This window comes from Flavobacterium sp. 3HN19-14 (assembly GCF_051373205.1).
Lineage (GTDB): Bacteria > Bacteroidota > Bacteroidia > Flavobacteriales > Flavobacteriaceae > Flavobacterium.
Map to the genome: position 1 here is coordinate 1,025,214 of NZ_JBPPZT010000001.1, position 21,669 is coordinate 1,046,882.

15 protein-coding genes and 5 pseudogenes are annotated in these 21,669 nt (G+C 42.4%); 6 read left to right on the forward strand and 14 right to left on the reverse strand.

The window, feature by feature from the left end; all coding sequences use genetic code 11:
- Nucleotides 1–91 precede the first annotated feature (91 nt).
- Nucleotides 92–1,536: pseudogene (gene asnS / locus ACSLFW_RS05350) on the reverse strand (asparagine--tRNA ligase).
- Between the two features lie 234 nt (nucleotides 1,537–1,770).
- Nucleotides 1,771–4,119 (reverse strand): efflux RND transporter permease subunit, encoded by a 2,349-nt coding sequence (locus tag ACSLFW_RS05355; protein WP_436554934.1) that lies wholly within the window; start codon nucleotides 4,117–4,119, stop codon nucleotides 1,771–1,773.
- 219 nt (nucleotides 4,120–4,338) lie between these two features.
- Here ACSLFW_RS05355 and ACSLFW_RS05360 point away from each other — a divergent pair.
- Nucleotides 4,339–6,600: pseudogene (locus tag ACSLFW_RS05360) on the forward strand (cation:proton antiporter domain-containing protein).
- 10 nt (nucleotides 6,601–6,610) lie between these two features.
- The gene (locus ACSLFW_RS05365; protein WP_436554935.1) at nucleotides 6,611–6,940 is read left to right on the forward strand and encodes a DMT family transporter; all 330 of its coding nucleotides are present in this window, start codon (nucleotides 6,611–6,613) and stop codon (nucleotides 6,938–6,940) included.
- Nucleotides 6,941–6,985: 45 nt separating this feature from the next.
- Here ACSLFW_RS05365 and ACSLFW_RS05370 read toward each other — a convergent pair whose 3' ends face one another.
- From ACSLFW_RS05370 to pyrH, 5 genes are all read right to left on the reverse strand, one after another.
- Nucleotides 6,986–8,032: a DUF5686 family protein gene (locus ACSLFW_RS05370; RefSeq protein ID WP_436554936.1), complete on the reverse strand. Its 1,047-nt coding sequence runs from the start codon at nucleotides 8,030–8,032 to the stop codon at nucleotides 6,986–6,988.
- Nucleotides 8,022–8,801 (reverse strand): DUF5686 family protein, encoded by a 780-nt coding sequence (locus ACSLFW_RS05375; RefSeq protein ID WP_436554937.1) that lies wholly within the window; start codon nucleotides 8,799–8,801, stop codon nucleotides 8,022–8,024. Before ACSLFW_RS05375 ends, ACSLFW_RS05370 begins: the two co-directional genes overlap by 11 nt.
- Complete coding sequence (locus ACSLFW_RS05380) at nucleotides 8,768–9,346, reverse strand: hypothetical protein (protein ID WP_436554938.1); 579 nt, start codon at nucleotides 9,344–9,346, stop codon at nucleotides 8,768–8,770. The genes ACSLFW_RS05375 and ACSLFW_RS05380 overlap by 34 nt, the downstream gene beginning before the upstream one ends.
- Nucleotides 9,347–9,499: 153 nt before the next feature.
- Nucleotides 9,500–10,063: a ribosome recycling factor gene (gene frr / locus ACSLFW_RS05385; protein ID WP_436554939.1), complete on the reverse strand. Its 564-nt coding sequence runs from the start codon at nucleotides 10,061–10,063 to the stop codon at nucleotides 9,500–9,502.
- Between the two features lie 68 nt (nucleotides 10,064–10,131).
- On the reverse strand, nucleotides 10,132–10,839 hold the full coding sequence (gene pyrH, locus ACSLFW_RS05390; protein WP_436554940.1) for a UMP kinase: 708 nt from the start codon (nucleotides 10,837–10,839) through the stop codon (nucleotides 10,132–10,134).
- Between the two features lie 248 nt (nucleotides 10,840–11,087).
- On the opposite strand from pyrH, the gene ACSLFW_RS05395 reads away from it, so the two are divergent.
- Nucleotides 11,088–11,684, forward strand: coding sequence for a thioredoxin family protein (locus tag ACSLFW_RS05395; RefSeq protein WP_436554941.1), 597 nt, complete (start codon nucleotides 11,088–11,090; stop codon nucleotides 11,682–11,684).
- On the opposite strand, the gene ACSLFW_RS05400 is transcribed toward ACSLFW_RS05395, so the two are convergent.
- From ACSLFW_RS05400 to ACSLFW_RS05420, 5 genes and pseudogenes are all read right to left on the reverse strand, one after another.
- Nucleotides 11,681–12,253, reverse strand: a complete 573-nt coding sequence (locus tag ACSLFW_RS05400) for a hypothetical protein (RefSeq protein ID WP_436554942.1) — start codon at nucleotides 12,251–12,253, stop codon at nucleotides 11,681–11,683. The genes ACSLFW_RS05395 and ACSLFW_RS05400 overlap by 4 nt on opposite strands.
- Nucleotides 12,243–12,942: pseudogene (truB, locus tag ACSLFW_RS05405) on the reverse strand (tRNA pseudouridine(55) synthase TruB). Before truB ends, ACSLFW_RS05400 begins: the two are co-directional and overlap by 11 nt.
- A complete protein-coding gene (locus ACSLFW_RS05410) occupies nucleotides 12,942–13,739 on the reverse strand; it encodes an undecaprenyl-diphosphate phosphatase (protein WP_436554943.1) in 798 nt (265 codons plus the stop codon). Before ACSLFW_RS05410 ends, truB begins: the two are co-directional and overlap by 1 nt.
- Nucleotides 13,739–13,999: a DUF3098 domain-containing protein gene (locus tag ACSLFW_RS05415; RefSeq protein WP_436554944.1), complete on the reverse strand. Its 261-nt coding sequence runs from the start codon at nucleotides 13,997–13,999 to the stop codon at nucleotides 13,739–13,741. Before ACSLFW_RS05415 ends, ACSLFW_RS05410 begins: the two co-directional genes overlap by 1 nt.
- Before the next feature lie 25 nt (nucleotides 14,000–14,024).
- The gene (locus ACSLFW_RS05420; RefSeq protein WP_436554945.1) at nucleotides 14,025–14,900 is read right to left on the reverse strand and encodes a cell division protein FtsX; all 876 of its coding nucleotides are present in this window, start codon (nucleotides 14,898–14,900) and stop codon (nucleotides 14,025–14,027) included.
- A 281-nt stretch (nucleotides 14,901–15,181) separates the two neighbouring features.
- Here ACSLFW_RS05420 and leuS point away from each other — a divergent pair, with 281 nt between their 5' ends.
- Together leuS and ACSLFW_RS05430 are read left to right on the forward strand one after the other, a co-directional pair.
- Entirely contained in the window at nucleotides 15,182–18,082 is a 2,901-nt protein-coding gene (gene leuS, locus ACSLFW_RS05425) for a leucine--tRNA ligase (RefSeq protein ID WP_436554946.1), read from the forward strand.
- A 184-nt stretch (nucleotides 18,083–18,266) separates the two neighbouring features.
- A complete protein-coding gene (locus ACSLFW_RS05430; protein ID WP_436554947.1) occupies nucleotides 18,267–18,971 on the forward strand; it encodes a zinc metallopeptidase in 705 nt (234 codons plus the stop codon).
- Nucleotides 18,972–19,091: 120 nt separating this feature from the next.
- On the opposite strand, the pseudogene ACSLFW_RS05435 reads toward ACSLFW_RS05430, so the two are convergent.
- A pseudogene (locus ACSLFW_RS05435) lies at nucleotides 19,092–19,560 on the reverse strand (Lrp/AsnC ligand binding domain-containing protein).
- 156 nt (nucleotides 19,561–19,716) lie between these two features.
- Nucleotides 19,717–21,081 (reverse strand): annotated as a pseudogene (locus ACSLFW_RS05440) (saccharopine dehydrogenase family protein).
- Nucleotides 21,082–21,251: 170 nt separating this feature from the next.
- On the opposite strand from ACSLFW_RS05440, the gene ACSLFW_RS05445 reads away from it, so the two are divergent.
- A complete protein-coding gene (locus tag ACSLFW_RS05445; RefSeq protein ID WP_436554948.1) occupies nucleotides 21,252–21,638 on the forward strand; it encodes a DUF423 domain-containing protein in 387 nt (128 codons plus the stop codon).
- Nucleotides 21,639–21,669 lie beyond the last annotated feature (31 nt).

Consider the following 21,669-nt stretch of genomic DNA (forward strand, 5'->3'; position numbering starts at 1 on the left):
GGCGATATTTTCAAATTTACGAAAATTTCAAAAAAGAAATTCCAAATTCAGGGCAATGTTGGAATTTGGAATTTTTATCTTGGAATTTATTTTAAAATTCAGCGTTCTGAGGCGTACGTGGAAACGGAATCACATCACGGATATTCGTCATCCCCGTCACGAAAAGAACCAACCTTTCAAACCCAAGTCCGAAGCCTGAATGTACTGCCGAACCGAATCTTCTTGTGTCAAGATACCACCACAATTCTTCCTCGTCGATGCCGATTTTCTTCATTTTCTCAACCAGAACATCGTAACGCTCTTCTCTTTGCGAGCCACCGACGATTTCTCCGATTCCCGGAAATAAAATGTCCATTGCGCGAACAGTTTCTCTTCCCGGTTCTGTATTGTCGTTCAGGCGCATATAGAATGCCTTGATATTTGCCGGGTAATCGAATAAAATCACAGGACATTTAAAGTGCTTCTCCACTAAAAATCTTTCGTGCTCCGATTGCAAATCAGCGCCCCATTCTTCAATGATATACTGGAACTTTTTCTTTTTATTCGGCGTAGAATTTCGCAAAATATCAATCGCTTCCGTATAAGAAACGCGTTTGAAATTATTATCCAAAACAAAATTCAGTTTCTCTAAAAGCGACATTTCGCTGCGTTCCGCCTGCGGTTTTGATTTTTCTTCTTCAGTCAATCTGCCTTCGAGGAATTTCAAATCGTCCTGGCAATTGTCCAAAACATGACGGATTACATATTGAATGAAATCTTCCGCCAAATCCATATTGTCATCCAGATCATTAAAAGCCACTTCAGGCTCAATCATCCAGAATTCCGCCAAATGGCGTGATGTATTCGAATTTTCTGCACGGAAAGTTTGTCCGAATGTATAAATCTGTCCCAATGCCATTGCAAAAGTTTCACCTTCGAGCTGGCCTGAAACCGTCAGGTTCGTATGTTTTCCGAAGAAATCTTCTTTATAATTGATATTTCCGTCTTCCGTTTTCGGCAATTTGTCCAATGGCAGCGACGTCACCTGGAACATTTCGCCTGCACCTTCCGCGTCGGCGCCGGTAATGATTGGCGTGTTCACATACACAAATCCTTTTTCCTGAAAATATTTATGCACCGCAAACGCCAAAACCGAACGCACGCGCATAATCGCGCCAAACGCATTCGTACGCACACGCAAATGCGCATTCTCACGAAGGAATTCCAACGAATGTTTCTTCGGCTGCATCGGGAATTTCTCAGCATCCGAATCACCAGGATCTCCAGAGTCTTTACCTGGATTTCATATTTTTGTCCGGCACCCTGGCTTTCCGCCAATTCACCCGTAACGGCAATCGCAGCGCCGGTTGTGATTCTTTTTAAAGTGGCCTCTGGCGTATTGGCAAAGTCAACCACACACTGGATATTATGAATCGTCGAGCCGTCATTAAGCGCGATAAACTGGTTGTTCCTGAAGGTACGAACCCATCCTTTTGCCGTCACTTCCGGCAGTGTTGTTGTGCTGGCGAGCAGCGCTTTTACCTTTGTATGTCTCATTTTAAAAGAGATTTTAGAGTTCAGATTTTAGATTTTAGATTTTTCAATCGAAGCGCAAATATAGTTTTTTTGTTTTTTAGAAGCTAATCCCGCTATTCGCTACTATCTTTTGCTTTTTAAAGAAAAAAGCAAAAGGATAGCCGCTGCTATCGGGGCTAGGCAGTGCTACGCCGGAAATTATAGGTTAAATAAGTAAACTTCGTGCCTTTGCGACTTCGCGGCTTTGCGAGAAATTTACTCTTCAACCTTAGCGCGCTTCTTCTCAAAAGTCAACACCAAAGCCGGCAAAACGAGCAAATTCGCAAACATCGCAAACAATAACGTACACGAAATCAATCCGCCCAGCGCAATCGTCCCGCTAAAACTCGACAGTGTGAAAATCGCAAACCCGAAAATCAACACCACCGAAGTATAAAAAGTACTGATTCCTGTTTCGCGCAGCGCACTGAAAACAGATTTCTTGACTTTCCCATTATTCGCCAGCCAATCATGACGGTATTTCGCCATAAACTGGATCGCATTATCAACCGAAATTCCAAACGCAATACTGAAAACCAGAATCGTCGACGGCTTTAACGGAATTCCGAAATACCCCATCAATCCTGATGTAATGCACAACGGCAGCACATTGGTAATCACCGACGCCATCACCATTTTAAACGAACGGAACAAATAAGCCATCAATCCGGCAATCATCAGAATTGCAAAAATCAGCGATTCGATTAAGTTGTCAATCAGGTAAGAAGTGCCTTTTTGAAAAACCAATGCTTTTCCGGTAAGCGTCACTTCAAAGCGGTCTTTCGGAAAAAGTTCGTCGGTCTTTTTACGGATTTTCGCTTCGATTTTTGCCATTTCCGTCGTGCCGATATCTTTCATAAAAGTTGTAATCCTGGCGTATTGTCCGGTCGAATCAACATAACTTTTCATCAGGTTTTCCTTAGAACCTTTCGTGGCATTCTTCGCATACGAAAAGATAAAACCCTGTTCCTGTGACGTCGGCAAATCGTAATATTCGGGATTGCCGTTATAATACGCCTGCTTAGAATATTTCACAAGATTGACGACCGAAACCGGCGGCGATAACTCAGGAATTTGCGCGATGGTTTGCTGCAATTCATCCATTTTTTTCATCGTCGAAAGCTTTATCACGCCTTTTTTGCGTTTGGTATTGATCATTATTTCGAGCGGCATTACACCATGGAATTCTTTTTCGTAAAAATTAATATCCTTGAAAAATGACGCGCTTTTCGGCATTTCGCCAATCAGGCTTCCCGAAACTTTCATCTGCAAAACGCCGATCAGGCTGAAAACGAGCAGCAATCCGTAAATCGAATAAATTACCGTTCTTTTGGTTTTTACGATTTTTTCAACCCAGTCCAAAAGCGAAGAAATATAGGTTTTACTCAGGTGATACAAATGTTTTTCTTTCGGCACCGACATAAAACTGTAAACAATCGGCACCACGACCAATGTCAGCAAGTATACCGAAATCACGTTGATGGAGGTTATCAGCCCAAACTCAAAAAGCAAATCATTTCCGGTAATCATAAACGTTGCAAAACCCATCGCGGTCGTCATATTCGTCATCAAAGTCGAAACTCCAATCTTAGAAATAACGCGCTGCAAAGCTTTCGCCTGATTGTTGTGGATTTTGATTTCCTGCTGGTATTTGTTGATTAGGAAAATGCAATTCGTAATCCCGATGACGATAATCAGCGGCGGAATAATCGCTGTCAGAATCGTGATTTTATAATGAAATAATCCAAGCGTCCCGAACGACCACATTACACCGAAAAGCAAAATGAAAATCGAGATAAATGTCGCGCGAAAAGATCGGAAGAAAAAGAAAAATATCAGTGAAACCGTCAGCAAAGCCGCGCCGATAAAGAGCCCGATTTCGCCTTTCATGTTTTCGGCGTTGATTGTCCTGATGTACGGCATTCCGGAAACGCGCAAATCGATGCCGGTTGCTTTTTCGAATTTCTCGATTTTCGGCACTAAATTTTCAAGGATGAAGGTCTTCCTGTCGGCCGTATTGACGACTTTTTTATCGAGGTAAACCGCTGAGCGGATGCTTCCCGATTCTTTGTTGAACAACAATCCCTGATAAAACGGCAATCGATTAAAAAGTTCGTCTTTTTTCTGCTTTAAATAATCTGCGCTTACGGTTTGCTTCGCATCGATGAACGGAACGAGCTCAAATTTCTCGTTGATCGTATCTTTCCGCAAAGTCTTTAAGTCGTTAATGGAAACGACGAGTTCGACTTCTTTCGAATTTTTCAGGCCGGTCATAAGCTCATTCCAAGCCGCGAAAGCTTTCGGTGTAAAAAATGAATCGTCTTTAAATCCGATGACGATCAGATTGCCTTCTTCACCAAATCGGCTTAAAAACTCTTCGTATTGTTTGTTGACGATGTGTTTTTTTGGCAATAAATTGGCTTCCGTGTACGTCATCCCGAGGTTGCGCCATTGCAAACCAAGGAAAGCCGTAATCGCGGCGATAATCCCTAATATGAGAATCCTGTTTTTAAGTATGATTCGGGCAACTGTTTCCCAAAATCCGACTTTCAGCTTGTTTTTCATATAATTTTAAAATGGACGCAAAGGTACATAAATCAACGCATTTCATTATGATTTCGACGGGTTTTCTACTCAATAATTTCTTTGCTGGTTGAATTTTTTAAAGTAAGAAATTACATACTGATTAATTTTTCGTTAACCTTTATTTTGGAGGGATAATTTATATATTTGGGTTCGCATATTTGCAGTTGTGTTTTTTCGCCAAACCGAAACGATAATACCATGAAAAACCTAAAAAATTCCATTTTCTACGTCCTGATGCTGGGTGGGTTTTCGGCATTGATTTACTACATTCTCGGTAAAGGAAAGTTCTTGGAAGGTGCAGATGTTGTCGCAATGAAAGTTGGTGCCGATAAGCCCTGGTTTTTGAATTTTTAGTCAAAAGCGCCAAAGAACCGCTGGCGATTTTATTGTTGCAGATCATATCAATCATTTTAGTAGCAAGGGTTTTCGGATGGTTTTTCCGCAAATCGGGCAACCTACGGTTATCGGCGAAATGGTCGCCGGAATTGTGCTGGGCCATCGCTCGTCGGACATTATTTCCCTGAATTTTCCGGAACACTTTTCCCGAAGGAATCGTTAGGGAATCTCAAATTCCTGAGCCAGATCGGATTGATATTATTCATGTTCGTCGTCGGGATGGAACTCGATCTCAAAGCGTTGAAAAACAAAGCCAACGACGCGGTTGTCATCAGCCACGCCAGTATTATTTTCCCTTTTACACTTGGAATCGGGCTCGCTTATTATATATATGATCAATTCGCGCCTGACGGTGTGAGATTTACTTCTTTCGCTTTATTCATAGGAATTTCGATGAGTATCACCGCCTTTCCGGTTTTGGCGCAGGATTCGTGCAGGAACGCGGGATTCACCGCACCAAACTCGGAACGATTGTTATTACTTGCGCTGCCGCTGATGATATTACGGCCTGGTGTATTCTGGCAACGGTAATTGCCATTGTAAATGCCGGAAGTTTAACCGACGCTTTATACGTTATCGGATTTGCTGTGGCTTACGTTTTTCTTATGCTGAAAGTCGTCCGTCCGTTTTGGAGCGCGTCGGAACACTTAAAAATTCGAGACAAAGCCTGAGTAAACCTGTCGTTGCTATCTTTTTACTGACGCTAATTATTTCTGCTTATGTCACTGAAACGATTGGAATCCATGCTTTATTTGGTTCTTTTTTAGCAGGTGCGATTATGCCTGATAATGCGAAATTCCGCGCCATCATTATTGAAAAAGTAGAAGATGTCGCCGTAATAATTTTATTGCCGCTGTTCTTCGTTTTCACCGGATTAAAAACCAATATTGATTTGATCAGCCCGGAAATGTGGGAAATCACCGGAATCATTATTGCTGTTGCCGTTGCCGGAAAATTCCTCGGAAGCGCCATCGCAGCGAAAGTTGTCGGGCAAAACTGGCGTGATTCGCTTACCATCGGCGCACTGATGAATACAAGAGGCTTGATGGAATTGATTGTACTGAACATCGGCCTGGAATTGGGCGTTTTATCGCCAACGATTTTTACAATGCTCGTCATCATGGCGCTTGTAACCACATTCATGACCTGGACCGGCACTCGACTTAATCAATTTCATCTGGAAGAACAAACCGGAAAGTTTGCCTGCTGAAGTTGAGAACCAAGGCAAATATAAAATCCTTATTTCTTTTGGAAATGCTGAAAGGGGCAAGTCACTATTGCGATTGGCTAACGGATTTGTAAAACAGCAAAATTCACAAGCTGTCGTGACTGCCATGCACCTGACGTTGAGCAATGAACTCCACACTTTTGACCTCGAAGAACAGGAAAGAAAGAGCTTCGCGCCGATTTTAGCCGAATCTGAAGTTCTCGATCAGGAAGTTGTCACTTTATTCAAAGCCTCAAATGATATTGATACGGATATCGTCGAAATTGCCAACCACGGCGATTACGATTTATTGCTCGTCGGTTTAGGACAGTCGATTTTTGAAGGCACAATACTTGGTAAAGTCCTTGGTTATACGACAAGAATCATCAATCCGAACCGTTTGATTGATAAATTCATCGGAAAAGAAGGCTTATTCGAAAATTCACCATTCGACGAAAGAACACGCCAGATTATTGCCAAAAGTAAAATGCCGGTTGGGATTCTGGTCGATAAGGATTTACAGCAATTGAACCGCGTTTTCATTCCGATTTTCAATCCGGAAGATGCATTTTTGATTGATTTTGCCGAAAGGCTGATTGCCAATAACGGCTCACAAATCACATTCGTAGATCCGAACGACGCCATAAAAAACAACAAATCCGTTTACGAAAAAATCGATTTGATTGAAGGGAAATTGCCAAATTTCATTTCGATGATGGATGAGCCGCACCATGAAAAAAGGTTTCCTTGAGCAACAGGATATCATGATTATCAGCCTTGAAAGCTGGAAAAAACTCGTGAATTCGCAAAGCACATGGCTCGGCAACATCCCGTCAGTATTGATCCTCAAACCATAATTTTTCTAAGATGAACTGGATGTTGCTCATCATCGGCGGTTTGTTTGAAGTAGGTTTTGCGACCTGTCTCGGCAAAGCCAAAGAAAATTCGGGAACTGCCGCGACACTTTGGTTTATCGGGTTTTTCATCTGTCTTTCAATTAGCATGTTTTTGCTTTACAAAGCTTCACAAACATTGCCAATCGGAACGGCTTATGCGGTTTGGACAGGAATTGGTGCTGTAGGAACAGTATTAATCGGGATTTTCGTGTTTAAAGAGCCTGCCGATTTCTGGAGGGTTTTCTTCATTACAACTTTAATCGCATCGATTGTCGGACTCAAATTTGTGTCTTCACACTAAAGGCCGAAATCGAGCACGAAACTTAATTTCACTGCGATATTATCTTCAAAACGCGGCAATTGGTTGGCCGTAGCGGTAAAATCCGGTTAATCCTAAACCTTTGTAGATTTGGTTGAGTTCGATTCCGGATTCAAAGAAACCTTTTTCAAGTGTCTTGAATTCGATTCCGATATGATTTTCCGGATGCTCCATCGTGCCATACGCCATGCGTGTAACGATCACGGGCGCCGGCCTTACTTTCTTCGCAATAAAAATTCGTTTAAATCCGTGCTTCAATTGCAATTTCACATATTGACTTGAGAAAAATTCGTTGAAATACATCGTTTCAAAACTATTCCTTCCGCTAAAGGTAATGCGCTGTATGATTTTATCTTTCGTAAGATTATTTGGCGAAGTGTTGTAAAGGTGCGTTATCGGAACATCGCCATTCGCATAGCCGGCTTCGAGCAAAACTGCAGATTTTTGTCCGTTCAGGTATTTCTTTTCGTATTCTGCACGAAAATCTATCTTATTGAATTTGAAATCATTATCGAGAATATTTGGCAGCGATTGTGTGAATTGGAACGTAAATTTCGGAAATCTCTTTTCAATCTCAAGCCTTCCCGTCGGTGTCTGCATATAATCGCTGAAAGGATTCCATTGTAACGAAACCATTGCCGTGGTCATCGTATAACGGTCGATCAAATGCCCGTTCAGATTATAAGAATAGCCAAAAAGCGGATCGATTTTACTGTAAACCATCTGCCAGATGCTTTCGGTTTTCGGGATGATTTTCGTTTCTAAATAAGCCCGGTAATTCTGGTAATTATAAAACGTACTGACGTTAATCGGACGCGGGTCATAAATCTTAAAAACCCGCTTGTCAATCACGAAAGACGTACTGGCAATCTCACGGACATCGTCTGTGTAAGAAGCGCCAATCCACGAATTGGAGTAGTTGCCGATACGCGCCGCGCCACCCAGGCTGTATTTAAAAACGCCGTCTTTTGTGCCATAAGCTGTATAACCGTCAATCTTGTATTTTTGGGAAAATTTCTCACTCGTGACGCCGCCGAGTCCAACACGAAAACCTTCGTAATTGTTATAACTCAACAAATATCGCAAGTCCAAATCGACTGGCTGCAAGCGGTAAATAACCGTTGATGATTTTGCGGCCGATGCGCAGTTTCTTCTCGTATTTTCTTTTTTTGATGATGCTGTCGAGTGCGATGTAAGTTGGATTGCTGCGTATATCGGTACTGTCGGTGCGGAATTTCCTCCAGAAATTTTCATCGCGATTAATAGCTTCTGAAGTAACTTCAATCGCAACCGCATCGTGTTTTATCGTAATCGGCGTATTGTATTTTACATCGAAATTATAAGATTTTGAAAGCAGATAAGAAAAATCCGAAGACTGTTTTTTGCGCTTAGCGGATTCTTCATCGCCGTCAAATTTGAAAGTTTCGCCCAGAATTTTGATGTCATCTTTGCTTTTTCCTTTTACGATTTTGAATTCTTTATCAGCCGGAAACCACAATTTTTCGTTGTCGATGTAATTGAATTCATGCACGGCACTGATGTCGAGAACACCGCGAATCCGCATGATGGCTTTCGCGACAGCGTAATTTTCAGTATCGATGTACAACAACCCTTCTAATCCGGCGGCTCGCTTTTTTCTCTTCGGATGAAAATAAACCAAATACGTTTTTCTGTTCTGGATTGAAACCGTATCGAGAATTTGGTATTTATATTCTGAAAGTGCGCTGACAGTTATTGGACTGTTGTATTTGGTTTCGAAAAGCTCATAATTGTCGTCGTAAACTGAAAATGATTGTAGGCTGAAGGCAATTACTTCGTAAACCGGCTGTGTAAATCCGGCCATTTTGTTCCGAGGATTGTTTCTTTCAGGTGATTTTCGGCGAACTGGAATTGCGAAACTTTTTCAGTCTGGAACAAATGCCGCTTGGTAATCATCCTCTTGAACCTGAATTCTGATGAATCGATTTTAGAAAAAATATGCTTCCCTTTTTTCTCAATGAAAATCGAATCTACTGCGCTGTCAATCGAATCAGGATTGGCCGTAATGACGAGTTTATTGTAAGACTTGAATTCGAAACTCGATAATTTCCGCTGCGGATTATTGTGGTTTTTTTCGCGGATGGCGAGTTTCATTACGGCAATTGCCGGGTTTTCCAACATGATTTCTTTGAGATTTTCAGTTACCGGATTTAAAGAAACAGTGTAGTGTTTCTTCGGATTTCCAATGGGGATTTTGGCTGAAGTAAATCCGACATAAGAAACCGAAATCGCGGAAATTTTCGTTTTAGATGCTAAAAGAAATTTCCCGTCAACATCAGCAATCGCAGATTTTTCAGATGTCGCAATATTCGCAAATGGAAGCGGCTGCCCGGTTTTGGCATTTTTCACTATTCCGGAACACGGTAAACTGCGCGTGCGCACCAACCGAAACCAGAAAAATAAGGGCGAAAATGTATTTCATCAAAAATTGAAAATTCTGTACGACAAAAATAGCAATAAAAAAATCCGCAAACTGCGGATTTTAAATGGATTTAACGAATATCAGACTTTCATAATCTCGGCTTCTTTTAATGCGAGATGTTCTTCAACTTTTTTAATGAAAGCGTTCGTAAGGTTTTGTACTTCGTCTTCTGCGCTTTTGCAAATATCTTCTGAGGTGCCTTCTTTCTCTAATTTCTTGATGTCGGTGTTGGCATCTTTGCGCACATTACGGATTCCGATTTTTGCGTCTTCAGCTTCAGATTTGGCTTGTTTTACCAGATCTTTACGGCGTTCTTCCGTCAAAGGCGGCACGCTGATAATGATCACATCGCCATTGTTCATTGGGTTGAAACCGATGTTGGCTATCATGATTGCTTTTTCGATCGGCTGCAGCATGTTTTTTTCCCATGGCTGGATGGTGATTGTTCTTGCGTCAGGGACATTGAGGTTGGCTACTTGCGAAAGCGGTGTCGCCGAACCGTAGTAATCTACAAAAACACTTCCGAGCATCGCCGGACTTGCTTTTCCCGCGCGGATATTGAGGAAAGATTTTTCAAGATGCGCAATCGAATTGTTCATCGCTTCCTCGGTACTTTCTAATATAAAATCAATTTCTTCAGTCATATTCTTTTAGTGTTCGGTATTCAGTGGTCGGTGGTCAGTACAGAATACTGAACACTGATCACTGAACACTATACGTTAACTTCTGTTCCTATATTTTCGCCTTCGCAGATTTTGAGCAGGTTGCCTTCTTTGTTCATATCGAAAACCACGATTGGTAGTTTGTTTTCCTGGCTTAAAGTGAATGCGGTCGTGTCCATAACGTTGAGGCCTTTCTTCAATACATCATCAAACGTAAGGGTATCGTATTTTGTTGCGTCGGCATTTTTTTCCGGGTCTGATGTGTAAATACCGTCGACGCGTGTTCCTTTCAAAATCACATCGGCGTGAATTTCTACACCTCTTAAAACAGCAGCGGTATCGGTCGTAAAATACGGATTTCCGGTACCGGCGCCGAAGATGACGATGCGCCCTTTTTCCAAATGACGAACGGCTCTTCTCTTAATATAGGGTTCTGCAATCGCCTCGATTTTCAAAGCGGTCTGTAAACGTGTCAGCATGCCTTTGTCTTCAAGTGCACCTTGTAATGCCATTCCATTGATGACCGTCGCGAGCATTCCCATATAATCACCCTGAACACGGTTCATGCCATTGCTGGCGCCCGCAACTCCCCTGAAAATATTCCCGCCGCCAATCACGATAGCGATTTGAACACCTTTGTCGTGGATGGTTTTGATGTCTTCTGCATATTCAGCAAGCCTGGCCGGGTCGATGCCGTATTGTCTTTCGCCCATTAATGCTTCGCCGCTTAACTTCAGGAGTATTCTTTTGTATTTCATTTTTTTCAGTTGAGTTGTGCAAATATAGACATATTCTGTTTTTTAAAAAATAAGTTTTTATATCTGTCAGATGCCTCACCTTTTGTTTTGTTGGTGAAAACATAATATTTACTTTGCGCCTTCGCGCCTTTGCGAGATTTTATTTTACTCGCAAAGGCGCGAAGGCGCAAAGTTTAAAAACTTCCTTTATTAATCAAATTACCTTTCAAAAACGATTGACTAATTTTACACCACAAAACTATCAAAATATGAAAGCCGTTATAGATAAAGCTTTGTTAAATAGTCATTCGTATGCCGAATACCGCAAAATCGTCACAGATTTACTGGCTGAAGGAAAAGTTTCAGGCGACAAGCAATCAGAAGATTTAGTTCATTATACATTGCTGAATGAAACGAGAATGAACCGTCTCGAAAAAACTTTGAAAATTACTGATGAGGTTTCCGAAAAGCTGAAAAATCTTCAGAAGAAATACATCTGGCTTGTCATTTCCGAAGGCTGGTGCGGCGATGCGGCGCAATTGCTTCCGGTTTTTGAGAAGATGGCTTCGGTTTCTGAAAATATCGATTTGAAGATTGTATTCCGCGATGCGAATAATGAATTGATGGATTTATTTCTGACGAATGGCGCGCGGTCAATTCCAAAGTTGATTATTCTCGACAAAACTACGAACGAAGTTATTTCAGATTTTGGTTCACGCCCAAAAGCAGCATTCGATTTAGTGAAGAATTACAAAGAAAAACACGGCGTCATCGACGAAACGATCAAAACCGAATTGCAGTTGTGGTATTTGCACGACAAAGGCATTTCGACGCAAAATGAAATTATAGGGTTACTTGAAAATTAAAAAAGCCGTTTGGAAATACCAAGACTGACTGCGCCTAAGTGGCCTCCAACTTCATTTTTGATGCCGTATAAACTAAGGTCGAGGAAAAATCCTATCATTTCTTCATCTTCATAGCCAATGCTGTATCTTTGGTAAACGCCCTGCAAATTGCCGCGTCCGATGGCAAATGTACGGCCAATGCCTGCTTGTATATAGAGTCTGCCGTTGTCGCTTACATCCGAACTTATATTAAAATTTAGGAAAACAGGCGCGATATACAGTTTTTGGTACCATTCGATTCCGGAATGCAGGCTCAGCGAAATCGTCTCAGCATAAGCGATTCCATATCCGGCTTTGACACCAGCTCCCGCCGGAACAAACCAGGTATTGTCTTTGGTGCCGTCATAAAAGTATTCTCCGAGGTGCGTATTGAAAACAAACGGAACTGCCAACTCAAAATGTGCCACGCGACTGAATTCATTGTTGCTCTTTTCGCGTTTTGCGGGCTTAAAACCAGTATCTACATATATGGTCTGTGCAAGCGAAAAAGCACTAACCAATGAAAATAAAAGTGCAAATCTAAGCTTCATCCGGTGTAATTTGTTTTTCAAATTCAGCAGGCGAAATGGCATTTTTTACATCAAAATCACCAATTTTTGTGCGTCGTAAAACCGTAAGGTGCGAACCCGAACCCATCGCTTTTCCAAAATCAAAAGCCAATGAACGGATGTAGGTGCCTTTGCTGCAAACGACGCGAAAATCAATTTCAGGCAACGCAATTCGTGTGATTTCGAATTCGTGGATGGTGGTTTTTCTGAAAGCGATTTCAATTTCCTCGCCAGCTCTGGCGTGCTCGTATAAACGTTTTCCGTCTTTTTTAATGGCAGAAAAAAATAGGAGGTTGCTGGTCGATTTCGCCTAAAAACTGCTTTACGGTTTCATGAATGAGATGGTCATCGATGTGGGAAGTCGGGAAAGTCGCGTTGATTTCAGTCTCCAGATCGTAAGAAGGCGTCGTCGCACCGATGAAAAAAGTACCGGTATATTCTTTTTGCTGCCCTTGGATTTCAGTGATTTTTTTGGTGAATTTTCCGGTGCAGACAATTAATAATCCAGTCGCAAGCGGGTCTAATGTGCCGGCGTGCCCGATTTTAATCTTCTTCAGGCCAAGTTTGCTTTTCAAAACCCATTTCATTTTGTTGACCGCCTGGAAAGACGACCAATGCAAAGGTTTGTCGATTAAAAGGATCTGGCCGTTCTGGAAATCTTCGGCAGTCATTAAATCACGTCGAGTTTCTGGATGAAGAAATGGATCAGCAACAATGCGATTCCGGCTGCAATTCTGTAATAACCGAAAATCTTAAAGCCATTTTTGGTAAGGAAATCAATGAATGTTTTAATCGCGAGAAGTGCCACTACGAAAGCGACAACGTTTCCAATGATCAGCAAATTAACCTGATTGTGATCCAAAACATATCCATCTTTATAATAATCGTAGCATTTTTTTACAGTTGCGCCGAGCATCGTCGGAACTGCAAGGAAAAATGAAAATTCAGCCGCGGTTTTGCGGGATAATTGCTGTGACATGCCGCCAACGATACTTGCGCCGCTTCTTGAAACGCCCGGAATCATGGCAATACACTGGAATAATCCAATCTTAAAAGCGGTCAAATAACTGATGTCGCTTACGGCAGTTTCGGTTTCCGGCGCTCTAAACCAATCGTCAACTTTCAATAAAATGATGCCGCCAATCAAAAGTGAAATGGCAACAGTAACCGGATTTTCAAGCAGCGCATCGATTTTTTTGCTGAAAAGTAATCCGAAAACCACTGCCGGAATAAATGCCGCTAAAAGTTTAAAATAGAAGCCAATCGACTGAAAAAATCTCTTGAAATACAAAACAATAACCGATAATATCGCGCCGAGTTGAATGACAATCGTAAAAAGTTTGGTGAAATCGTCATGCGCAATCCCGAAAAACGAACTTGCGATGATCATGTGGCCGGTTGAAGAAACCGGTAAAAATTCTGTAATGCCTTCGATGATGGCCAGAACGACTGCCTGTAAATAATCCATTATGCTTTTTTAGGATTCTTCAGCGTCGAATAAATCGTAATTCCGAAACCAATCAGCACTAAGGTCGGTGCTAGTTTTATTCTCCTGAAATTAAAAATCGCATCACTGTACACTTTCGGGTCGTCACTGCCGCCGCCTGACATCAGGATGAATCCGAGTGCAATGACGCCAATCCCGATCAAAAGGATTTTATAGTTGATTTTCTCAAAAAGAAATTCGGTTTGCTGCACCGTAGGGGATTGTTGTTCGTTTTTTTTCATGATATTTTTAATCTAAAATCGTCAATTAATAAAGGTCGTCTGTTCTCAAATTAAGAAAACGCTGGGTCGCGAAAAACGTAGAAATCCACGTAATTAAAATCCCTACAACAACTACGCCCGCTAAAACAAGTCCGGTCATTAAAGGATCATCGAGCAAATCGACTTCGTTCAGGTTGTCATTCGCATAAAATAACACACCGACCAAAGCTGCGACCGCCAAAAGCGAACCGATAATTCCAAGTTGAATGCTTCTCCAGATAAATGGTTTCCTGATAAACGATTTTGTCGCGCCAACCATCTGCATTGTTTTGATAATGAATCGGTTGGAATAAATTGAAAGGCGCATTGAGCTGTTAATCAGTAATATAGAAACGACTGCCAGAAATCCGCTGATGCATAAAATATAAAAACTGATCATGTCAATATTCTTGTTGACCAAATCAATGAAAGCCTTGTCGTAATAAACGTCGGAAACCATTTCGTTCTTGGCAAGCCTTTCGGCAATTTTGCGTATTTCATCATTTTGGATATAAGCCGCTTTCGGATGGATATCGAACGAATTCTGCAACGGATTTTCACCTAAAAACGTCATATAATCCTCGCCGATATCCGCCATGTGCGTTTTTGCAGCGGTTTCTTTATCGACATAAGCGAATGTCTTTACAAAATGCGCCGATTTGAGTTCTTCGTTGAAAGCCTTGATTACACTGTCATTGGCCTCATTTTTAAAGAAAACCGTCATCGCAAACTTCTCCTTGAAATTGTCGGTGAGTTTCGTGGAATTCAGCACGAAAAGCCCTAAAAATCCCAACAGGAACAACACCAGGAAAATACTCAGGACCACCGAAAAATAAGAAGAAAGTATCCTGCGTTTTTTAAATTTTTCGTAAGAAGAACTCATAGTTTGCGTGTAATTATTCGGTAAAAATAATAAAGAATTCTTTAATCACAGTTTATAACGTCCAAAGTTTTGACTTTCGTACAATAAACGTAAATTTGCGTGCGCGAATTGATTTTTTTTGTATAAAAGGCGCGAAATATTTGCCACAAAGGCACTAAGACACGAAGGCGCGAAGAAAAGTAAATCTAGAATCTGTGCAATTTTGCGAGAAAATCGACTAAACTAAATCACAAAGGACAAAGTTCAGCCCAGCACCCTGAACCCGAAACCCTGAACCCAACATGAAATACAATCCCAACGAAATCGAAGCCAACTGGCAAAAGTACTGGGCAGACAACCAGACTTTTGCCGCAGAGAACAATTCTGAAAAACCAAAATATTATGTGCTCGACATGTTTCCGTATCCTTCGGGCGCCGGATTGCACGTCGGCCACCCGCTTGGGTACATCGCCTCGGATATTTATGCGCGCTACAAACGCCATCAGGGTTTTAACGTGTTGCATCCGCAGGGCTACGACAGTTTCGGATTGCCGGCAGAGCAATATGCGATACAAACCGGGCAGCATCCTGAGAAAACTACGAAAGAAAATATCGCGCGTTACCGCGAACAGCTTGATAAAATCGGATTTTCGTTTGACTGGAGCCGCGAAGTGCGCACTTCCGACGCTGATTATTACAAATGGACGCAGTGGATTTTCATCCAATTGTTCAATTCGTGGTACAATAAAACGACTGATAAAGCCGAAAGCATCTGCAGCCTGATTCTCGAATTCGAAGCCAACGGCAATACCAAAGTCAACGCTGTCGCGGATGACAATGTGCCGACTTTCACCGCTGAGGAATGGAAAGTACTTTCCGACGAACAACAACAAAAGATTTTACTGCAATATCGATTGACCTATCTCGCCGAAACCGAAGTGAACTGGTGTCCGGGATTGGGAACCGTTCTCGCGAATGATGAAATCGTCAACGGCGTTTCAGAGCGCGGTGGTTTTCCGGTCATCCGCAAGAAAATGACGCAATGGAGCATGCGAATTTCTGCATACGCCCAAAGGCTTTTAGATGGATTGAAGGAAATCGACTGGACGCAATCGCTCAAAGATTCACAGGAAAACTGGATCGGGAAATCGGTCGGTGCTTTGGTGACTTTTAACGTCATCGATTCCGAAACCGAAAAAGACAACCTCGATTATTTCCTTTCAGGTGATGAAACGAATGGCTATAAGATTGAAGTTTTCACGACGCGTCCCGACACGATTTTCGGCGTGACATTTATGACTTTGGCACCTGAACACGATTTGGTTCCGCTGATTACGACGCCGGGACAAAAAGCTGCCGTTGACGCTTACGTAGAAGCCACAGCCAAACGCAGTGAGCGCGAAAGAATGGCTGATGTCAAGACCATTTCAGGTGTTTTTACCGGCGCTTACGCGGAACATCCTTTCACGAAAGAACCAATTCCGGTCTGGATTGGCGATTATGTTCTCGCCGGTTACGGAACGGGTGCAGTAATGGCGGTGCCTTGCGGCGACGAGCGCGATTATGCTTTCGCGAACCATTTCAAAGGACAGAACGGCATGCAGCCGATTAAGAATATTTTCGACAATGTCGATATTTCAACCGAAGCTTATGGCTCGAAAGACAATGTCGTGATTGCGAATTCCGATTTCCTAAACGGGATGGATTACAAGACGGCGACCAAAACAGTTATCGCACAATTAGAAGCCATCGGAAAAGGAAAAGGCAAGACGAATTACCGTTTGCGCGATGCTGTATTTTCCCGCCAACGCTATTGGGGCGAGCCGTTCCCGGTCTATTACGTCAACGGATTGCCGCAGATGATTGATGCGAAATATTTGCCAATCCGCCTGCCGGAAGTCGAAAAATATCTGCCGACGGAAGACGGGCAGCCGCCTTTGGGCAACGCGACGGAATGGGCGTGGGATAGCGTAAATAATAAAATCGTCTCGTCAGCACTTGCTGTCACCCCGAGCGCAGTCGAGGGCGCTCGAACGATATTTCCCCTTGAACTCAACACCATGCCGGGCTGGGCGGGAAGCTCCTGGTACTGGCTGCGCTATATGGACGCGCACAACGACGACGAATTTGTCTCAAAAGAAGCCGAGCAATACTGGCAGAACGTCGATTTATATATTGGAGGAAGCGAGCACGCGACCGGACACCTTTTGTATTCGCGTTTCTGGAATAAGTTTTTGAAAGATAGAGGATTTGTTTCTCAGGATGAGCCGTTTAAGAAGTTGATTAATCAGGGGATGATTTTGGGGATGAGTGCCATCGTCTATAGGATTGCAGGAACAAATAAATATGTTTCTAAGAATCTCAAAGGAGATTATGAAACAGAAGGTTTGCATATTGATGTCAACATGGTCAATTCATCTGATGAAATCAATATTGAAACTTTAAAAGCGTGGCAACCACAATTCAATGATGCTGAATTTATACTTGAAAACGGAAAATTTATCGTCGGAAGAGAGGTCGAAAAAATGTCGAAAAGATGGTATAATGTAGTCAACCCCGACGATATCTGCGAAGAATATGGCGCCGATACGTTAAGATTATACGAAATGTTCCTCGGACCGCTTGAACAAGCCAAACCTTGGAACACCGCCGGCATCACAGGTGTTTTCGGTTTTCTCAAAAAACTCTGGAAACTCTATTTTGATGATAAGGGTTTAATAGTAACATCCAATCCTGCAAGTAAGGAAGCGCTCAAGACCTTACACAAAACCATCAAGAAAGTGCAGGACGACATCGAAGGATTTTCGTTCAATACTTCCGTCAGCCAGTTCATGATCTGCGTGAATGAATTGACCGCGATGAACTGCCACGAAAGAAGTATTCTCGAACCATTGGCTATCGTCATTTCGCCTTACGCGCCGCACATCGCCGAAGAACTTTGGGAAAAACTCGGGCATAAAGGAAGCATTTCAAAAGTGCCGTTCCCGAAATTCAACCCGGAGCATTTGGTCGAAAGCAGCAAAGAATATCCGGTATCTTTCAATGGTAAAATGCGTTTCACCATTGAATTGCCGTTGGATTTAACAGCAGCGCAAATCGAGGAAATCGTCATGAAAGACGAGCGTACACTGAAGCAACTCGAAGGCCGCACGCCGAATAAAGTAATCATCGTTCCGGGTAAAATTATTAATCTGGTTGGATAGATAGTTCTCGCAAAGGCGCAGATACGCAAAGATTTGCAACGTATTTTTCAAGTTTGTATTTTTTTTACAACTTTGAGCCGTTGCGACTTAGCGCCTTTGCGAGAAATTGAATTATGCCAAAATGACAATTTCAAACTTTGGCAAATAATTTGATGCAATCTAACAAACAAAAAGTATATAAATTATGATGTACGACCCAATTTACTGGATCATCCTCGGCGCCATCGCTCTCGTGAGCTGGGCGGTGAGTTCCAAATTAAAAAGCAAATTCGAATTCTATTCTAAAGTGCAATTGCGCAACGGCATGTCGGGCGCAGAAATTGCCGAAAAAATGCTCGCAGACCACGGCATCCGTGACGTTCGCGTGATTTCCACCGAAGGAAGGCTGACCGACCATTACAACCCGGCCGATAAAACCGTCAACCTGAGCGAAGCCGTTTATAATGAAAGAAATGCCGCCGCAGCCGCTGTTGCCGCACACGAATGCGGTCACGCCGTACAGCACGCGCAGGCTTACAGTATGCTGACTTTGCGTTCGCAAATGGTGCCTGTCGTCAACATCGGTTCCGGCCTTGCGCCATGGATCATCATCATCGGAATTATGATGGGTGCCGCTGCGCATTCCGGATTCGGATTTTACATCGCCATCGCCGGTTTGTTAGTGATGGCTGTCGTTACTGCGTTTAGTTTCGTGACGCTTCCGGTCGAATACGACGCCAGCAACCGCGCCTTGGCCTGGTTGAAAAATAAGAATATGCTGAGCCAGCAGGAATATGCAGGTGCCGAAGACGCATTAAAATGGGCTGCAAGAACTTATGTTGTGGCCGCAATCGGTGCTGCTGCGACGCTGTTATATTGGGCAATGCAAGTCCTTGGCAACAGAAGGTAATTAGAAAATGAGTTAATTAGAGAATTAGAAAATTTTGTATTACGCAAAAAATCCGCTTTATGCGGATTTTTTTATCTCAATGAGGATATTATCTCATTTTCTAATTCGCTAATTGACTAATTACAATTGAATCTGCCTTTCAATCTGCTGGTCAAGCGAAATAAAAGTCTCCGTTCTCGAAACACCTTCAATCGCCTGAATTTTGGTATTGAGCAAATGCATCAAATGTTCGTTATCGCGGCAGATAATCTTGATCAGAATCGACCAGTTTCCCGTAGTATAATGGCATTCCAAAACTTCTGGAATTTTCTTCAAATCTTTAACTGCTTCCGGATTTCTGGCGGCTTTATCGAGATAAATGCCCACAAAAGCCATGGTACTGTAACCCAAAACCTTATTGCTGACAGTAAATTTCGATCCGGAAATCACGCCGATTGCTCGAGTTTTCGCAGCCTTTGGTGAATCGCCGCGCCCGAAATCCCGATCTTGTTGGCAATCTGTAAAATAGGTTTCTGGCATCATCCATCAAGGCACGCAGGATTTCCTTGTCGATACCATCGATTTCTATTTGAAGCGAATTGATTTTCATTGGTTATGGATTTTAACCAAAAGTAGTGATTTTGTTTTAAAATGAAATAGGATTGGCGAATTTGAAAATTAGCGAATTGCGAATAACCTCAGTTTGTGTTGAATTTCGGAACTACATAGAAAAATTCGCTAATTCGCTAATCAACACATTCGCTAATTAAAGCTTATCCGGATTATAACCAAAATAAGGCATTTCCTTCTCATTAAAAACCACGCCATATTCCTCCAATTCCTTCAAAATCGGAAGGTAAACTTCTTTATTAATTGGCAATTGAACGCCCGGAGTAGTGATATTTCCGTTAAGGATTTGCAAAGTCGCCATTGCCACCGGAAGTCCGACTGTCTTCGCCATCGCTGTATAAGTCTGGTCGTCGCCGATGCAGACCATTTTGGAATCGATTTGTTTTTCAACACCGTCAATTTCGTAGCCGAATTTGTGGTACATCACGATCATGTCTTTATCATCGGGCTGTAAAGTCCAGCTGTCATTAAGGATTCTTTCCAGAACCTGTGCCGGTGTCGCTTCTTTCAATCCCACAATCTTATCCGGATTGAAAAGGTCGAGTTCGAGCAATTTGTCCCACATAATGTCGTCCTGCTCGATGCCCAATTGCAGGCGAAGCTTGATTTCGACAGAATCCGTCGGGTGATAAGGCAGGAACAAATTCGTGAAATCGCGGTAACTCATCGTTTCCGAATCGTCAATCATATAAGTATCGTCGGTCATTCCGAGTTGCACGAACATATTCCATGCTTTCGAATAACCAACCCTGCGGATTGTTCCTCTATATAAGGTAAGCGCATCGTCAAGCCCGTAAACGCTGCGGTATTTCAATGAATCACGATTGGCATAAGCTTCAAATTTTCCGTAGCCTTCCACTTCTAAAAACTCGGTTAGTCCTGAATAATTTCTGGTACGGAATGTATTTATAAGTGCCTTCCTGGATGAATTTTGCCGCACCGCCCTGTCCGGCCAAAACTACGTTTCTCGGCGCCAGGTGAATTTGTAATTCCATAGGTTGTTGTCTGATTCGGGCGCTACGAGTCCGCCGCAGAAAGATTCGAATAAAATCATTTTTCCACCTTTTTCACGAATTTCGTCGATGACTTTCATTGCGCTCATGTGATCGATTCCGGGATCAAGGCCGATTTCATTCATGAAAATGAGGTTGTTCGCTTTCGCGGAAGCGTCCAAACTTTGCATAGCGTCACTTACATAGGAAGCGGTGACCATGTGTTTTTTGAAGGTGATGCAATCTTTCGCAACCTCGAAATGCAAATGCGCCGGCAACATCGAAATGACGATATCAGCCTTTTGGATTTCCGCCTGCCGCTGCTTTTCATCAAAAATATCGAAGGCAATTGCGGTTGCATTCGGGTGATTATTGGTTTTTCTTTGCGCCAGTTCAACTGAAAGGTCGCCGATGGTCAGGTGCAGGTTTTCGGCATCCGATTTTTTCAGCAGGTATTGAATCAGGGAAGAAGCCGAACGGCCGGCGCCAATAATCAGTATATTTCTCATGTTTGGATTTTATCACGCAAATGTATGAATTTGTTGGATTTTTGAAAGTGAAATTGAATCTGATTACAAACTTTGCGGCTCCGCGCCTTTGCGAGCGAAAAAATAATCTCGCAAAGACGCAGAACCGCAAAGAAATTCCGGATAATCGCTTAACTTTATCAAAAAAATAAATGAACAAAAAAATTATCGCGACCGGTGCAGCTTTTGGTGCCATCGCAATCATTTTGGGCGCTTTTGGGGCACATGCCTTGAAAAAAGTGTTGACTGTTGAAGAGCTTTCGACATTTGAAACCGGCGTAAAATATCAAATGTACCATGCATTATTTTTATTGTTCGTCGGTCTTATGGGATTTATTTCTGAAAAAACCAAAGCGACCATTTTTTATCTAATCACAACCGGCGTTGTTTTATTCTCAGGCTCCATTTACATTCTCGCGACAAAATCGCTTTCGGGCATCGACCTAAAAATTATCGGAATCGCAACACCTGTTGGCGGATTCTTATTAATTCTTGGATGGATTTGTTTATTTGTTAATATTTTGAGGCAAAAATCATAATTTTTTAATTTACGATAACGTTGTAGTAATT

Coding starts and splice junctions, on each gene's coding strand:
- ACSLFW_RS05355 (WP_436554934.1), bottom strand. CDS start 4,119: ATGAAAAACAAGCTGAAAGTCGGATTTTGGGAAACAGTTGCCCGAATC.
- ACSLFW_RS05365 (WP_436554935.1), top strand. CDS start 6,611: ATGAACTGGATGTTGCTCATCATCGGCGGTTTGTTTGAAGTAGGTTTT.
- ACSLFW_RS05375 (WP_436554937.1), bottom strand. CDS start 8,801: ATGGCCGGATTTACACAGCCGGTTTACGAAGTAATTGCCTTCAGCCTA.
- frr (WP_436554939.1), bottom strand. CDS start 10,063: ATGACTGAAGAAATTGATTTTATATTAGAAAGTACCGAGGAAGCGATG.
- pyrH (WP_436554940.1), bottom strand. CDS start 10,839: ATGAAATACAAAAGAATACTCCTGAAGTTAAGCGGCGAAGCATTAATG.
- ACSLFW_RS05395 (WP_436554941.1), top strand. CDS start 11,088: ATGAAAGCCGTTATAGATAAAGCTTTGTTAAATAGTCATTCGTATGCC.
- ACSLFW_RS05400 (WP_436554942.1), bottom strand. CDS start 12,253: ATGAAGCTTAGATTTGCACTTTTATTTTCATTGGTTAGTGCTTTTTCG.
- ACSLFW_RS05410 (WP_436554943.1), bottom strand. CDS start 13,739: ATGGATTATTTACAGGCAGTCGTTCTGGCCATCATCGAAGGCATTACA.
- ACSLFW_RS05415 (WP_436554944.1), bottom strand. CDS start 13,999: ATGAAAAAAAACGAACAACAATCCCCTACGGTGCAGCAAACCGAATTT.
- ACSLFW_RS05420 (WP_436554945.1), bottom strand. CDS start 14,900: ATGAGTTCTTCTTACGAAAAATTTAAAAAACGCAGGATACTTTCTTCT.
- leuS (WP_436554946.1), top strand. CDS start 15,182: ATGAAATACAATCCCAACGAAATCGAAGCCAACTGGCAAAAGTACTGG.
- ACSLFW_RS05430 (WP_436554947.1), top strand. CDS start 18,267: ATGATGTACGACCCAATTTACTGGATCATCCTCGGCGCCATCGCTCTC.
- ACSLFW_RS05445 (WP_436554948.1), top strand. CDS start 21,252: ATGAACAAAAAAATTATCGCGACCGGTGCAGCTTTTGGTGCCATCGCA.